The 14,883-nt window shown below is 66.4% G+C and carries 12 protein-coding genes and 2 pseudogenes; 7 read left to right on the top strand and 7 right to left on the bottom strand.

Features of this window, described 5'->3' with window-relative positions; translation table 11 throughout:
• The first annotated feature begins 643 nt into the window (after positions 1-643).
• Both CLV52_RS04375 and CLV52_RS04380 read left to right on the top strand, forming a co-directional pair.
• A complete protein-coding gene (locus CLV52_RS04375; protein ID WP_162850703.1) occupies positions 644-1,234 on the top strand; it encodes an RNA polymerase sigma factor in 591 nt (196 codons plus the stop codon).
• Positions 1,231-2,256, top strand: coding sequence for a hypothetical protein (locus tag CLV52_RS04380; RefSeq protein WP_133765058.1), 1,026 nt, complete (start codon positions 1,231-1,233; stop codon positions 2,254-2,256). Before CLV52_RS04375 ends, CLV52_RS04380 begins: the two co-directional genes overlap by 4 nt.
• Positions 2,257-2,759: 503 nt before the next feature.
• Here CLV52_RS04380 and CLV52_RS04385 read toward each other — a convergent pair.
• Positions 2,760-3,905, bottom strand: a complete 1,146-nt coding sequence (locus CLV52_RS04385; protein WP_162850704.1) for a DUF4062 domain-containing protein — start codon at positions 3,903-3,905, stop codon at positions 2,760-2,762.
• A 189-nt stretch (positions 3,906-4,094) separates the two neighbouring features.
• The gene (locus CLV52_RS04390) at positions 4,095-5,093 is read right to left on the bottom strand and encodes an HNH endonuclease (RefSeq protein WP_133765060.1); all 999 of its coding nucleotides are present in this window, start codon (positions 5,091-5,093) and stop codon (positions 4,095-4,097) included.
• Positions 5,094-5,464: 371 nt separating this feature from the next.
• Here CLV52_RS04390 and CLV52_RS04395 point away from each other — a divergent pair, with 371 nt between their 5' ends.
• Positions 5,465-5,797, top strand: coding sequence for a hypothetical protein (locus tag CLV52_RS04395; RefSeq protein WP_133765061.1), 333 nt, complete (start codon positions 5,465-5,467; stop codon positions 5,795-5,797).
• Between the two features lie 148 nt (positions 5,798-5,945).
• On the opposite strand, the gene CLV52_RS04400 is transcribed toward CLV52_RS04395, so the two are convergent.
• Positions 5,946-6,428: a hypothetical protein gene (locus CLV52_RS04400; RefSeq protein WP_133765062.1), complete on the bottom strand. Its 483-nt coding sequence runs from the start codon at positions 6,426-6,428 to the stop codon at positions 5,946-5,948.
• Positions 6,429-6,665: 237 nt separating this feature from the next.
• Positions 6,666-7,601: a DMT family transporter gene (locus tag CLV52_RS04405; RefSeq protein ID WP_133765063.1), complete on the bottom strand. Its 936-nt coding sequence runs from the start codon at positions 7,599-7,601 to the stop codon at positions 6,666-6,668.
• A gap of 519 nt (positions 7,602-8,120) precedes the next feature.
• On the opposite strand from CLV52_RS04405, the pseudogene CLV52_RS04410 reads away from it, so the two are divergent.
• The 3 genes and pseudogenes from CLV52_RS04410 to CLV52_RS04420 all read left to right on the top strand — a co-directional run.
• A pseudogene (locus CLV52_RS04410) lies at positions 8,121-9,020 on the top strand (NADP-dependent oxidoreductase); the annotation flags it as partial.
• A gap of 152 nt (positions 9,021-9,172) precedes the next feature.
• On the top strand, positions 9,173-9,691 hold the full coding sequence (locus tag CLV52_RS04415; RefSeq protein ID WP_133765065.1) for a hypothetical protein: 519 nt from the start codon (positions 9,173-9,175) through the stop codon (positions 9,689-9,691).
• A gap of 645 nt (positions 9,692-10,336) precedes the next feature.
• Positions 10,337-11,164, top strand: coding sequence for an aminoglycoside phosphotransferase family protein (locus tag CLV52_RS04420; protein ID WP_133765066.1), 828 nt, complete (start codon positions 10,337-10,339; stop codon positions 11,162-11,164).
• 745 nt (positions 11,165-11,909) lie between these two features.
• On the opposite strand, the gene CLV52_RS19125 is transcribed toward CLV52_RS04420, so the two are convergent.
• Complete coding sequence (locus CLV52_RS19125; protein WP_425455675.1) at positions 11,910-12,287, bottom strand: DUF5956 family protein; 378 nt, start codon at positions 12,285-12,287, stop codon at positions 11,910-11,912.
• A pseudogene (locus tag CLV52_RS19170) lies at positions 12,254-12,361 on the bottom strand (DUF5956 family protein); the annotation flags it as partial. The gene CLV52_RS19125 and the pseudogene CLV52_RS19170, both read right to left, overlap by 34 nt.
• 326 nt (positions 12,362-12,687) lie before the next feature.
• Here CLV52_RS19170 and CLV52_RS04425 point away from each other — a divergent pair.
• Entirely contained in the window at positions 12,688-13,455 is a 768-nt protein-coding gene (locus tag CLV52_RS04425) for an alpha/beta fold hydrolase (protein WP_246018030.1), read from the top strand.
• A gap of 110 nt (positions 13,456-13,565) precedes the next feature.
• Here the strand turns inward: CLV52_RS04425 and CLV52_RS04430 are convergent, their stop codons facing one another.
• Entirely contained in the window at positions 13,566-14,162 is a 597-nt protein-coding gene (locus CLV52_RS04430) for a GNAT family N-acetyltransferase (RefSeq protein ID WP_342773136.1), read from the bottom strand.
• Between the last annotated feature and the right edge of the window lie 721 nt (positions 14,163-14,883).

Here is a 14,883-nt window from a genome sequence, read left to right on the forward strand (position 1 = left end):
CTAGCGCCCACAGTTCTTGTCCGGTATCGGAGCGGCGCTGACCTTTCATTCCTCAACGGCACACCGTCGCCGCGGCGGAACGTCGCTATCGCAAGGGAGGCCGGAACCCATGGAGGCACAAACTGTGCGGCGCGCCGTAAAAGGTGCCACAACATGTGGGGTTGAGCCCTGACCATGGACGTGCCGGGACCACTAGCCCTCGGGCGGCAAGGACGGCAGCAAGGAGGGTTTGCTCATGAGAAAGGGACACACCTATCACCAGAGCGCCGTCACCGGGCACTTCGTGTCCGCGCACTACGCGCAGACGCACCCGGCGACGACGATCACGCATCACGGCAAGTGATCTGACTGGTGACTCAGCGATGAGCTGAGCAGCGGCGGGGGTTCGTGCCAGCGAGTCCCCGCTGTTGTCGTGGGCGCGACGTTACAGAGTTCCGCTCAACTCCGAGCGCGGCCTCCCGCACCCATTTCGGGCTACAGGTCGGGCGACGCGACCGGGACCCCCTCGGCGTCTCCCGCAGTCGGGAGCAGGGGACTGCGAGGTCTCACGAGGAGGAATTTGAGACAGCTGGTCACGGACGTGGTCTGAGTCGCGTCGCGAAGTGTGACGTTGTCGTTTGGGCGGACATCCTTGGGTGTGGATGTGCTGACGTCGGACGAGGCGAGCGTGTGGGCGCGCGCGCTTGGTGGCGACGGTCGTGCGTTCGCGTCCTTATTCGTGTCGCATCGTGAGCGAGTCTTGAGTGCAGCGCGGCGTCTTGTTGTGAGCCCGATCGATGCCGAGGACGTCACGGCTGCGGCCTTCTTCGAGTTGTGGCGGAAGCGAGAGCGCATTGTGCTCGTCGATGGTTCTGTGCTGCCGTGGTTGTTGGTCACGGCCCAGAACCTCGCCCGGAACGCGAACCGGGGTTTGGGTCGGTATCGCAGCGTCCTTGACTCGCTGCCGAGTTCGCGCGGCACTGCAGATCCTTCGGAACTGGTGCAGCAGCGGAGCGTGCTGTCGGAACTCGGCGCGGCCTTCCGTCAGTTGAAGCCCGCGGACGCGGCGCTGGTCTCCCTCGTCGGGATCGAAGGAATGACGGTGGCAGCGGCTGCCCAGGTCCTCGGGTTGAGCGCTGGGAACGCTCGCACCCGGCTCTACCGGAGCCGTCAGCGCTTACGGGCCGTACTCGACGGCACGGTTCCGATGCTGCCGGTGGCTGCGCTCACGACGACGGAAGGAGCCGACGAATGAGTGACGACGAGTTCGACTCCGTCCGCGCGAGAGCGCTCGAGGCGGTGTTCGAAGAGCTGCCTCGCGCCGCTCACCCGGGGCGAGCGGCGGTGCGCTCTCGACGGGAGGTGCATCGCGAGGTGGTGGTGCGTCGGGTCGCGACGGCGGTCGTTGCCGCCGCGGTGCTCGTCGGGGTTGTCGCGGTGCTGCAGGTGACTCAGCGCCAACCTCCGGCAGGAGGATCGCGTGTGCTGCCGAGTCCTGTTTCAACGCCTGCCCCAAGCATCACGGTGGATGGCCACGCGCTTCGCTATGCCGGCGTCGTGCCGTGGCGAGACGCCGTCCAAGCGACCGAGGACTCGCGCGAGGTGACCCTTGCTGGAGACGGCGACGCGGTGCACGGGGCCGACCCGATCTGCGGCGGGACGGACGCGCAACGCGTCCAGGTCCTCGAGACAGCGACGAGCATCCAGATCAGGGTGCTCGGCTACGCGACCCCAGACAAGTTCGCCATAAGTGATTGCGCGGGAGTTGGGCACGCCGCGACCGAGCACACAGTGCAGCTCAAGGCGCCGGTCGGCGAACGCCCTCTGATCGACCTGTCCAATCAGTCGCGGCACGCAGTACTCACCGATAGCGACGTACCGAAAGCGAGTCGGGTGCCGGCCGGCTTCGTCGACCGCGGGGCAACCTGGGACGATCGATTCCAGAGCGTTTCTCGCTCGTACGTCTTGAGGGGTGGGGCGGGATCGGGTGCAGAGCACTTTGATCTCGAGATCGGGATCGACAGCACCTTTAGCCCGCTCGACCACCCCTACTGGGCCGCGGGACCTGCAACCGTCGTAGCAGGGCAGACGGCAGCCGTGTGGCGCCACTCGGACATCTACAACGCCAACACCCTCATCGAATGGCGCGACGGATCACTCACGTACAGGCTCACCACCTTCGGCACACCGGCGCACCACCTCACCGAGCAGCAAGCCGTCGACGCGGCCCAGAGCGTCTCACTCGATCGCCAGCCGCTTCCCGCAGTCACCCGGTGACTTCGAACTCGCGTCTCGCGAGCAGGGTTCTGAGATGCTGCTGCAGCGTATGCACGGGGGCCTCGTCTAATGGAGGCAGTCGCCACGCGCACCCGGTAACTGGGGTTGCGTCGTTCGACCTGCCGTGGCGTCCGGCAGGATGGCGACCGCCGCTGCTCACCCTGAGGTTCGGCTGACGGAGGAGCGCATGGGTTTCCTACCAGGTGGTGTCTTTTTGGTCCCGCTGATCTACCTGGTCGTCCTGGGGGTGATCGGTTTCGTGGTCTACCTCGCCGTGCGTTTCGCGATACGAGACGGGCTTCGAGGTCACCATCTATGGCTTGAGCGAACCAACCGCGGTCCTGGTGCCGGGCGAGGTGAGCAATAGCTCCGGTTGGTTGAAAACGGCCGCGACGAGGACAGTCAAACTGTCTCCTCAGCAGAGTTTTGGGACGAGCCCATAGCTGTTCGTATGTCAGCCGCGGGCGGGACGCAGTGCGATGGCGCACGGCGCGGCGATCGGCTCAGCGCAGCTGCAGGTCGCCCTCTAGCAGCACCGGCGCCGGGTCTGGGGCGTTGCTGTAGGGGTTCGGCGGGCTCCACTGCAGTTTGAGGTGCCGCTTGCCGTTTCGTGCTGGGCCGAGGTGGAATGCGTCGATGGTGCGGGCGTGGCCGTTTTCGAACAGGTAGGCGCCAAGGAGGAGACGGACTACCGGTCGCAGGACTGCGTCGTCGATTTGCTGACCGCGGATGAGTGCCAGCGGGTCGGTGTTCGCGCTGCCGAATCGCAGCCCTTCGAGTTCACTGGTGCCGAACAGGACGTCGCTGAGCGCGCGGCGCGCGTACTCGTTCGGGCCGATGCCGTTCATGTTCATCCGCATCGGATTGCCTTGCTGGGCCTGCTCCCGCAAGGTGATCCGCTCGACATGTGTCTGTGTCGAGGCGGTGCTGCTGCTGAGTGCTGTGAGCTGCACCGATTTCGCCTCGGTCGGTGAGACGAAGGGCAGGCTGCCTGCGAGGTGGTCGCGGTACTGCACCAGCTCGGCATGGACCGCGTTGCTACGCACCTCGGTGACCACGGTCGTGGTCGACCCATCCGTCGTCAGCTCCCGGGCGCGCACGACGACCCGGCCGATCCGCACCCAGGGGGTCAGGTCCTCGGTAGCGATCTCGCGGAGTCGCTGACTTACTCGCCGCTGCAGCTCCTCGACCGAGGTGAAGCTGCTCGTGGTGTACAGGTTTTGCGCTCCAGCGATCAGGTCTCGCTGCGGCCCATCCATGTCAGGACCACCGAGGCCACGGATGAAGAGCGCGATCCTCGCTCCGACGGTCTCCGCCTCGCTGAATTCAGCATGGGTCGCCGAGTAGCCACTCGGCAGCCGAACCCCGTAGCGCTCCGTGAAGATCCCGACGTACACGTCGGAGCGGTGGACTCCAGCCAGGTACGCCTGGTCCGCGCTGACGTCTTGCCCACCCAGGTCCTCGAACATGACCGGCTGCGCGCCAATGTCCTCGATCGCGGTCCGAACTGCCGCCCGCTCGGCAGGCAAGTCGGTGATCAAGCTTGAGACGAAGACCTGCCGACCAGCACCCCAGTCCAGGAGCTGATCATGCGACAGCGGAAGGGCTGCCGAGCGCAGGTCGATAAGTAGCGGACGGGCATCAGACACCTGCACACCTCAGCACACCCTCAAGCCGAATGCTGCGAGGAGCTGCACAACGCGTGCCCGATCCAACCGCAGTCCGTCCACCTGCGTCTCACGCGGGAGAGCGGGACGTCTCGCCGGCCGATTGGTGAGACGCCAACCGAGATTGCGCGCTGCCACCACTGCCACGGTCGTTGATCCGGATTGGGTGCGTTACGCCAGCAGCTTCGCGCCCTTGACCCGGTTGCATCGCCAACAGAGCGTCCGCAGATTCTCGACAACGCTGAGACCACCCTTGGACACCGGCACGATGTGGTCCACCTCGAGCAGTAGGTGGGGCTCAGCGGCGACCGAGACGCCGCACTGAAGGCAGGTGTGCTGGTCGCGCTCCTTGATGAAGCTGCGGAGACGGGATGTCATGAGCGCGCGTTGGCCAGCGGCCGATTTGGCCCAGCGGATCTTCTCGACCAGCGTCTGTGACAGGGCCTCGAGCGTTGGCGTGTCCAGGACGACGTTGGTTACCTGTCCGCTGTTGCCGCCCGCGGACGTGTACTCGAATTTGTAGCGCGGGTACGGCACCGCGACCGGAGAGAGGTGGACACCGACGTAGTGCCAAAAGTCGTCGCGGTAGTGCTTGAGGATGAACGCAGGCGGGTTGATTTTGGCGGTGATGCTCGCCTCGCGGGACTTGACGTTCCCGACCGCTTCCTCAAGGCGTGCGATGTCTTCGGCGACGCGCTGCACGTCCGCGAGCGTCTCGACGTCTGCTTTCACGGAGAAGTACTTCATGAAGTACTTGATTGGGTCGTTGCTCGCGTTACGCACGACCTGAAGCGATGAGTGGTGCACGTGCGGTGCGTACTCCGCGACGTGCCGGTCGCGGCGGTTGTTCCAAGCAGAGGTGTTCTCAAATGAGGCGAGGTGGGCGTGCTGACCGCTGTCTGACGCACCGAGTTCGAACGCGCCGCTGCCACGGATCTCCGCGATGTAGTCGACAACGGCGTTGTGCTCGGCGACGACAGAGACGGTCTCGGCCTTCAGCGACTGAAAGGCCTCCGACGCGAAGTACCGGTTGCGACGAATCCTGCGAACGATCGGGTTGGCGATGAGGACCAAGATCAGCGTGACAAGCCAAAGCCCGAAGTTGTGGCCTGCGGCCCCAACGACGATTGGGAGCACGATGAGCGTCGTGATGAAGAGCGGCTTCGGCATTTGTCGTCCTCTCGCCCGACACCTCGGGGCGAGTCGTCGTGGCCGACGCATGGCATCACAGATGCGAATGGTCTGCAGGCGCCCTAGCGGCGTGTCGGCCACAGCGCGGCGCAGTACTTGATCGCCGATGCACCCGCCTCGCCGCCGACGCCCGCATTGTTTCGCGAGCAGGGGAGCGAGACGGGCGCAAGTGTTTCGTTTCGGTATGCGGTTTGCGTCCAGCGGGTCGCCATAATTGCGGCGTGATTGCTCGAGGCAGGTGGCAGCGCGCGGGGGCGGCTGTGGTGGTCGGAGCGATCGTGACTGTGTCGGCGGCCTCGTGCGCGGCCGACGACGGCTCGACCGAAGCGTCTTCCGCTTGGGATTCGCGGATGCAAACGGTGCTGTACGACTCGGATGGGCAGGGGGCGTTGAGCGGGGATCTGCCGGGTGGTGGTGACTTGATGTCCGTGAAGCGGGGCAGCTACGTGTTGGCCGCCGCGTGCATCGGCGCGGACATCGTGCATGTCGCTGCTCGTGCCGGCGGACAGCTGATTGGAGCGTCGGACGTGCCGTGTGGGGCAACGGTGAGGATTCCGATTTCCTACGAGTCGAGTCGTGGACTTGAGATTCGCGTGACGCGGCACGACCCGAAGAGCACCGGGTCCTGGTACGTCAGCGTGAACCGCGCATCGTGGGTCCAGACAACGAGCTACGCGTTCTGAGCGGACTCTTTCGACGGCACCGCGCGAGGAGCGAATGCATCTCCAATCGCAATCAGCGCGATTGCCCGGGACTACGCCTTCGTCGACGCGTGAGGACCCGCGTGGGCTGTCTCGCTGCAGGGTTTGCGACAACTCCCGGAGATCGTGCTCAGGCTCGTCGTCTGCGGGTGCTGAAGACGCGTGCGCGCACGAGGAGCAGGACTGTGATGCCAATGACGAACTCGATTGCGAAGGCGATCACGTCGTCAGGGGTGAGGTCGGCGTAGCCGAAGCCGAAGTGGCTGGTGATCACTTGGGCTCGGAGTGCGAGCGGTTCGAAGAGGAGGAGGCCGGGGATCGCGTACCAGAGCGCCGGTCGCCCGACGCCGGCGCGGCCGACGAGTCCGCAGGCCGCTCCAAGCGGGAGTCCGAGGCCGCACCAGATGGTCAAAGTACCGGTTGAGACCTCATGTCCGAGAAGGGTGGCGTACGCCCAGTAAAAGCCGCCGAGTGTCGCTTCGGTCGCGGCGACGCCGGCGAGTGCGCCTGACCAGTAGCGGCGGGTCGTGAGGCCGGCGATGACCGCGGTGATGCCGTAGGGCGCGGACAGGTTCCCGAGCGTGTTCAGGAGGCCGCCCGTGTCGCCTTTCATTAGGCAGAGCGCGATGCCCACGCCCCAGGAACACGCGATCACGAGGAGAAGACGGGCTGCGCGAAGAGGAACTCCAGACACGTGGCGAGTGTGCTTCCCGAACTCGGTCGGCGGCCTCCGACTCGAGGATGAGATGCAGGGCTGATCCCCTCCCAGAACAGGTGGCGCGACCCTACCGCCGCTGTCTCGCGGGCAGGGCAGGGGAGACGTTTTGCGAGCAGGGATATGAGACGTGGCTTAGATGACCCAGTCGTGGGATGTCGCGGGTCGTTTCCGCCTAGAACGCAGACGGTGGATGAGCGGTGCGAGACGACCCTGCGAGAGAGCGATGCCGAGGATTACGACGACCGCGCCCGCGGGCTCGTTCCAACTGATGCGCTCCCCAAGTACGACGACTCCGAGGGCGACGCCGACGAGTGGTGTGAGGTAGGTAACCGTAGAGGCACTGGTGGCGCCCCATCCGGCGACAACGTTGGTGTTCCACACGTACGCGAGCCCCGTCCCGAGGACACCGAGCGCGAGCACACACAGGACGACTGATGGGGTGAGGGTGATTGGACCGGTTGCAATCATCGGGGAGAGGAGCACCATGATCGCCGCGCCGACGCCCACCTGCACCGTCGCGACCGGGATGGCAGCGAGACCGCGCGGGGACACGAAGCGACGCAGGTAGACGAAGGCGATGCCGTAGCACGCCGTCGCGGCTAGACAGGCGAGCTGCCCGCCGAGCTCGCCCCCGCCGGACCCCTGCCATGGACCGAGAACGATCGTGACTCCGGCGAATCCTGCAAGTAGCCCGGCGAATCGCGTCCGGGTGGGACGCTCCGACGGCAGTGCGATCAGGCTGACCAGCATCGTCATGAGCGGCGTCGTCGCGTTGTAGATCGAAGCCAGACCGGAGGAGATGTGCTGCTCTGCCCATGCGAACAGGAGGAACGGTTCGACACACAGCAGCAGGGCGACCACCAGCAGATGCAGCCACACGATGGGTTGTCGCGGCAGCGGTGAGCGACTGACCGTGCTGGCGACGAACAGGACCACGGCGCCAGCGATCAGGCGGCCCAACACCACCTGTGCCGGCGACAATCCTTCGAGGCCCACCTTGATGAACAAGAAGCTCGCGCCCCATGTCAATGCCAGCAGCACGTACTGCCCGAACACCCGACCCGACATCAGCGCTCCCGTCGCGGCTGCAGAGGCGCAGCTTCAGACGGTCAACGCCGCCGGGTGTCCCTGTGTGAGGTGTGCTAGCCACCAAACTTCGGATTGACCGGCTGACTCCACGACCCGAGGCCCTGCCGACACCCGCCGCCACTTGTGCGCGCCCTCCTCCGGTAAAGGCTCCTCGCGTCTCACCGGCAGGAGGCTGAGACCTATAACCCGCGGGTTGCTGAGCCTGTCTAGGCGAACCGTGCGGGCAGGGAAATCGCTCGTGTACACGCCGTCGGAGTCCGCCGTGACGACCAGTGGCGGACCGGTCTTCGGCTCAGTACTGTTCGAGCATCGGAGTGAAAACACCGTCTTGCGGCGGCGCACACAAGCAGTTCGATGGACCGCCACTTCCCGCCTCGAGCAGGAGTGTGCGATGTCTGAACGATGGTCACGGACGGCGAGCGATCGGACCGAACTCGTCGGCCCGCGTGAAGATGCGCTGTCGCATCGGTCCGCGAACCGCTCGTGTTGGTGCGTCCGATGAAGGCCGCCCGGTTCTCGGCGTTTGGTGGTCCGGAGGTGCTGCAGATCGTTGAGCTCCCCGACCCGCACCCGGGGCCCGACGAGGTCCGCATCCGCGTGCGTGCGGCCGGGGTGAATGCGAGTGATTGGAAGAAGCGGCAGGGACTGATGGATCAGGTCCTGCCGCAGACGCTCGGGTACGAGGCTGCGGGTGTGGTGGACGAGGTCGGTTCCCGCGTCGCAGGTGTCGAGATCGGGGACCCGGTCGTCGGCGGGTGCCCCGATGGAGCGGCGCAGGCCGAGCTCGCGGTGCTGTCCTTCTGGGTGCCGGTGCCAGCGGGGCTGGGGTTCGTCGAGGCTGCCGCGCTGCCGGCTGCGGCCGAGACGGCGGCCCGGGCGTTGGACCGGCTCGGGGTCGAATCCGGGAAGGTGTTGCTGATCAACGGTGCTTCCGGCAGCGTCGGCAGCGCTGCGGTGCAGATCGCTGTCGAGCGTGGAGCGATGGTGGTCGGCACGGGCAGCCCGGCGACCCACGATCTGCTCCGAAGCCTGGGCGCTGAGCCGGTCGCCTACGGTCCGGGGATGATCGTTCGCGTGCGCGCCGCTGCGCCGGGCGGCATCGACCTGGCTCTGGATGTGGCCGGGAACGGCGTGCTGCCCGAGTTGGTCGCGCTGGTCGGATCGCCCGATCGGGTGGTGACCGTTGCCGACTTCGCCGGCGCCCGCCGGTGTGGCGTCCACTTCAGCAGCGGTGAGGGCGGCCGTGCGGTCGGTGCGCTCGGGTCCGTTGCTCAGCGTGCCGCCGACGGTCGCTTTGTCGTGCGCGTCGGCAGGACCTTCGCGCTCAACGACATCGCGGACGCGCATCGGGTTGGCGAGGCCGGTCAGGTTCGGGGCAAGATCGTCCTCGTGATCGACGAGGAGCCGTCGGAACGGGAGTCGCGCGGATCGCGGACCGCATCCAGCCTCATCGCCGAGCGCGCGTCATGACCCGGATTCACTCGAGCCCGTCCGAGGTCACCTCGTCCAGCGGTCGCGCCGCGGTCGTCGTTGCCGGCGCTGGATATGTCGTGGCCGGACTGCTGCAGGTCGTCGGCGGATCCCCGTTCGCCTTCGGCGTCGCGCCGGATCGTCTTGTCGGTATTTGGGGGCTGCTCTGCTGGCCCGCCGGAGGGGTGATCCTCCTGATCGCGTCGTTCCTGCTCGCGGGGTCCGGCCGTCAGCCGGGTCTCATCGGTCGAGGCCGGCTCCGTCGACTCGCGGTGATCCTGTCCGGGTCCGGTCCGCTGCTGCTGGTGCTCGCCTTCGGACTGTCCTGGACGACGGCAGCTGCACCGCTGCTGGTGGCGGTCCAGCTGCTGAGCGCCGCTGGGACGCTGGGAGTCGCAGCGGCTCTCCCGCGATCCGACTCCCGAGTCGCTGCTGTCCGGGCGGGCTTCGTGCTCATCGCACTTCTCGACGCCGTAGGCCTAGTGCTCGTGGCACTGCCGAACGCGTCGCCTGCTGCGCAGTTCGTGATCGCGTTCTTACGGCCTGTCGCCGTCGCCCTCACCGGGCTGCTGCTCTGCGCGTCGCGCCGCCGCTCGTAATGCCTGGCGCACCGCCTGATCGAGCACGATAATTCCGGGTGCCGGTCCCGCCCAGGGGTTCGTCGTTGACACCGTGGGCTTAGGGGCGGGACCGAGCCTCGGACACGCGCCGTCGAATGCTCAGGCAAGACGGGCTTGCACAGTGCCGCGCACGGTGCGGAATCGTCGAACGACCCATTGGGTGTCCGAGGATCGATCGGCTGAAGCCGTCTGTTACGCGGCACGATGCGGCGGACCTGGGCGAGGGCTCCTGCGAGTTGCTACACACCGTCCGCTGCCCGGACGACACTGTCTGCACATCGCTGATCCGAATCCAGATGCCCCGCCCATCGCAAATTCCTGGTGGGACACAAGGAACTCGTGGTTCTGACGCAGAGCACGACTTTTGGCAGTCAGATCGATCGTCAGTTATCGGTGACCGTGACACTTGGATCGCGCGGGGTACCGGCGGCGGCTCGGGTAGGAAATACCGTCCCGCCCGCCGAGGCCGAGGCGTCTGCCAACACGCGACCGTCGGCCATAGAACCGGCAGACGAGGACTGACGTCCCAGGAGCAGGAAGTTGAGACGGCGACGGGATTGAGCCGGTGGGGCGAGAGATGGGACGGTGTCGGTCGTGTCTGTCTCGCGGTCTATCGATGAGGACATGGTCGCCGAGTTGATTGCTCGGCAGTTTCCGAGGTGGTCTGGGCTTCGTGTGAAGGCGGTCAAGCACCAGGGGTGGGACAACAGGACGTTTCGGCTCGGCTCGGACCTCGTCGTGCGACTGCCGACGTCGCCGCGCGTGGAAAGACAAGCGGCGATCGAGGTCGATGTGCTCCCGGCGTTGGCGGCCGGCGTCTCGCTCCCGATACCGACAGTCGTCGCCGTCGGTCACGGGGAGCCCACTTACCCGTTCCGATGGACCGTGCTCAACTGGCTCGATGGGACGCCGTTGCGGGACGAGGTGGGGGTCGATCAGCGGCTGCTCGCGTCCGATCTGGCGGCATTCCTGCTGGAACTTCGTTTGCTCTCTCCGGCAGGTGGCCCGATCCATCCCGTCGGACTCGGCCAGCCGCTGCAACAGTGGGACGGTCAGGTGGGTGCTGCCCTCGAGCGGTTAGGGGATCGCATCGACACGCGGCGTGCGCGCACGATCTGGGCTGCGGCCCTACGCGCCTCCGAGCAGAGCGCGTCCTCCTGGTTCCACGGTGATATCGCGCCAGGAAACTTGCTGATGAGGGACGGTCGACTCGGGGCGGTGATCGACTTCGGGTCCGTCGGTGTCGGCGACCCCTCTTGTGACCTCGCATTCGCCTGGACGGCCCTCGGTGCCGAGGGGCGTGAGGTGTTCCGTCGCAAGCTCGCGCCAGACGAGGCCGAGTGGCGTCGCGGAATGGGGTGGGCTCTCTGGTTTGGGCTCACCCGAGCCGACGACCCGGATGACGGCGCATCCGCTCGCCACGTGCTCGAAGCTCTTTCCGTCCTCGTCTAGATGCGCCGAGCGGTCGACGCACATGCGACGCAGCGCGAGCCGATTCCGCACACGTGTCCTCCTGGTAAGGCGTCTCGCGAGCAGGGATCGGAGACGTCGCGCGGGCAAGGAAGTGAGACATCTCACGGGGCGGACTGGTCTCGGCCGCGCCTCAAGCCGCGGGGCCCTGCCGTGAGATCCATGTGCTGATGCACTCGTTCCGCCAGGATGGCCGCATGCGGCTTCCTCGCCCACCGATCTTCCTGTTGGACGGCCACGACTTGTCGGTCTATGACTCGGTCGATGCAGCGTGCGGCGACCTAGAGATCTACGACGTCCAGGATCAAAATATCGAGTCGTTCGACTCTGACGGGTTCCCCATGCAGTGGCAGACATTGGGTTACCGCGTTGTAGGTGGCCTCTTGATCGAGGGTCGAACCTCGATGGCAGACGCTGTCTTGGGACGGGTTCGGAGTTATGCCCGCGGCCTGGGTCCTGCTGCTCTGAGTCCGACCGATGTCGAGACAGCGGATCTTGCGACCTTAGGTAACGCGCTCCTCGCACATCGGCCCGAACCCCTTGGTCTGCGAGCCCTTCTGACGGAGCGGCTGCGCCGACGGAGGTGAGTCCCGAGCGTTGAGGGCACCTCGAAGGGTGCAGCGGCAGCTCCTTGTTGCTGGGCAGCAACGCGTCTCACGCGGAGGGATGTGAGACGTCGGGGGCGGGGGTTTGAGTCGTACGGTCGGGCGCTTGAGTCGTCGTTCGGTCAGGCGCTTGAGCCATCAAACTCATCAATGGCTTTGATCGCGCGTCGTGCCTCGGCTAGGACCTCGACCGGGGAGTTGGCGGCAGTCTCGTTGATGCGCGTCGAGATGGCGTCGCAGTAGCTCGTCGGTCTCGAGTACCCAGCTGGCCTCCGAATGAACCAGTCGAATTCGGCGGGGCGAGCGGGTAGGCCTGCCGCCGCGAGGTACTCGTTGGCAGCTTCGTCTATATCGGCCTGATCTTCGGGTGAGCGGGGTTCTAACCACTGCCGCACGCGCCGCCCGGCTTGCACGTTCACTCGGGTCTGGTGCTCGGTTCGATCGACGGAGCGCCGCGCGAGAGGTCTATACCGGCTGCGGCTCCAATCGCGGCGCCCCAGCCGCTCTCAGGCAACCGCTCCCAGCCAGTTGAGGCGCGAAGCGTCGGTACTTGCTCCCAATCCACGGGGGACATAGTGAGCGACGCGACCGCTGCCGGTCGAGTGTCCCTCTCTGTCTAGTTCCGGAATCCGGGCAGTGAGACGTCTCGGGTGCACGGTCGGTTGGCTCAATGGAATTGTTCGAGGTTGCGGCTGCTCGGTTGTGACGTGGGACTGACGTCGGGTCTCTTCGACGCCGTCGCCGTGTCGCTCGATCCTGCGGGCGGGGGGTCCGTTCGGCTGATGGCCTTGACGAGGGAGACGTCGTTCGTAGTGCGATGCGATTGCTCATCCGTATGCGGTGTGAACTGAACACCTGGAGTTTCGGGAGAGCTAGCGTCACGAGGTGACGTTGAATCATGTGAGACGAGGGAGCGGCAGTCCGCTGTTGCTCGTCCACGGTCTGGGTGCTGGGTGGCGATCTTGGTCCCCGATAGTCGACGGACTGGCCGAAAGCCGTGAGGTGATCGCTGTTGACCTTCCGGGATTCGGCGAGACGCCACCGTTGACCGGCGAGGTCTCGATCGCCGCCCTGACCGACTCCGTCTCGGACTTCATCCGCGACCAGGGTCTCGACGGTGTCTCGACGGTCGGTCAGTCCATGGGCGGTCGAATCGTGCTCGAACTCGCGCGGCGGGGGGTCGGCGGTGACACCGTGGCGTTGGACCCGGGCGGCTTCTGGAGCGACCGCGAGGTCGCCGTCTTCAGCGCCACGCTGCGGCCATCGATCACTGCGGTTCGAGCACTGCGACCCGTGCTGCCGGCGCTGCTCGGCAACCCTGTCGGGAGGACCGTACTGCTGGCGCAGCTGTCGGCACGGCCCTGGGCGCTCTCGCGCGAGACCGTGATGCCGGACGTGCGCGGGCTGGCCGACTCGCCGGCGACCGGTGCTGCCATGGACGCCCTGACGAAGGGGCCCAAGCAGCAGGGCGCCCCGGCTGGCTCGGTGCCCGGCCGGGTCACGATCGGTTGGGGTCGTCGTGACCTGGTCACCGTGCCGAGACAGGCCGCGCGTGCTGTCGAGCTCTTCCCAGACGCGGTGCTGCACTGGTTTGATCGGTGCGGTCATTTCCCGCAATGGGACGCACCACATGAAGCGACCAGGCTGATTCTCGACAGCACCACTTGAGCGCGGGCGGCCCGTCGCGAGCGTCAGCACCGAACCGGCCTGCCTTCGCTTTCGGTCGAGGAAGGCGTCTCGCGAGCAGGTGACTGAGACGCGTCAGCCGCCGCGTCGGGTTATGCCTGGTAGGGATTCGCGATGCGGCTGTACATGAACATGTCGCGGCGGTCTGCCCCGACTTCTTCCCAGGACCGCAGGAGGCCTTCGCGCTCGACGCCTGCACGTTCTGCCGCGCGCCAGGAACCTTCGTTCCACGGCTCGACGTAGAGCTCGAGGCGACGGACTTGCGGAAGGTGTTCGCCCCACGCTGTCAGAGTGCGGAGAGCGTCGGCGGCGTAGCCGCGGCGTCGGGCGGAAGGTGCGATCCAATAGCCGACGTTGACGCGTCCGTGGTCGATGTCGCGGAGCCATAGACCGATCTGCCCAACGGCGACGTCCCGCTCGTCTGCAACGGCGAAGGAGTATCCCGTGCCGCTTATCGCACGGCCGTGCTGTCGGTCGATGAAAGCGGCAGCCAGGTCCGAGTCCTGGGTGCTGGGAACGGTAGTGAGGACCGGGATGAGTGCGTCGGTCGCTGCGTCCAGCACTGTGGGGATGTCGGAGTGAGAGAAGGCCCGGAGCCGAACGTGGTCGCCTCGGAGCTCAGGAAGCGTGAGCGGGCCCGTTGTCGTCACACGGCGATAATCGCAGCAAGACCCAACGGCGCCAGCCACGCGTCTCAGGACCAGGGGAGCGATACGTCTCGCAAGCAGGGGGAGTGAGACATCGCAGCAACAAGGGGATGGTTCGACACCTCCACCACTCCCACCGCGGTGAACTGGCGTATCGGCGCTCATCGCTAGCCCCGCCCACCACCGTGGACGCTATGGCTCGGCAGCGCCGGCGCCGAGTCGCAGGACGGTGGACGAGACGCAGGAGAGTTGTGGGCCGGTCGATTAGCGGACCAGCGCGGTGACGCTGAAAGGCGAGTTCCCGTCGACTGAGACTGCAAGCGGTCGCCTGCTTACGGACGATCGGTCGATCAGGGCGACGACGGACCCGCGGAGGCCTCCGCAACGGCCATTGTGGATCGTGCCGCTCGTGAAGGAGCTCCCCGAGAGGGACCAGTGGAAACGGCCGTCGGCCGGTCCGCACGCGACGTAGACGAGGAGGAGCGTCCCGTGGCGTCCGGGTAGCTCGAGCGTCGCTGCTCGGCGTAGTCGTCGATGCGAGATCAGCGAAGCGTCTCGCCATTCGGCGGGCAGTGCCTCGGGGTAGAGGCGGAGGTAGTCCTCCGCGGCGAGCCGGCCCGCGCTGTCGACGATCAGTCGCTGCACCTGTCCGGATGTACTCAGGTCGATCGTTGCTCGCGGTCGGGCGCTGTATCCGATGAGACCGGCGACGAGTGCGACGGCGACTAGGAGGACGACGGCCCGCGCGGCGCCGCGCTCGGTC

Source organism: Amnibacterium kyonggiense (assembly GCF_004364555.1).
GTDB classification, from domain to species: Bacteria; Actinomycetota; Actinomycetes; order Actinomycetales; family Microbacteriaceae; genus Amnibacterium; species Amnibacterium kyonggiense.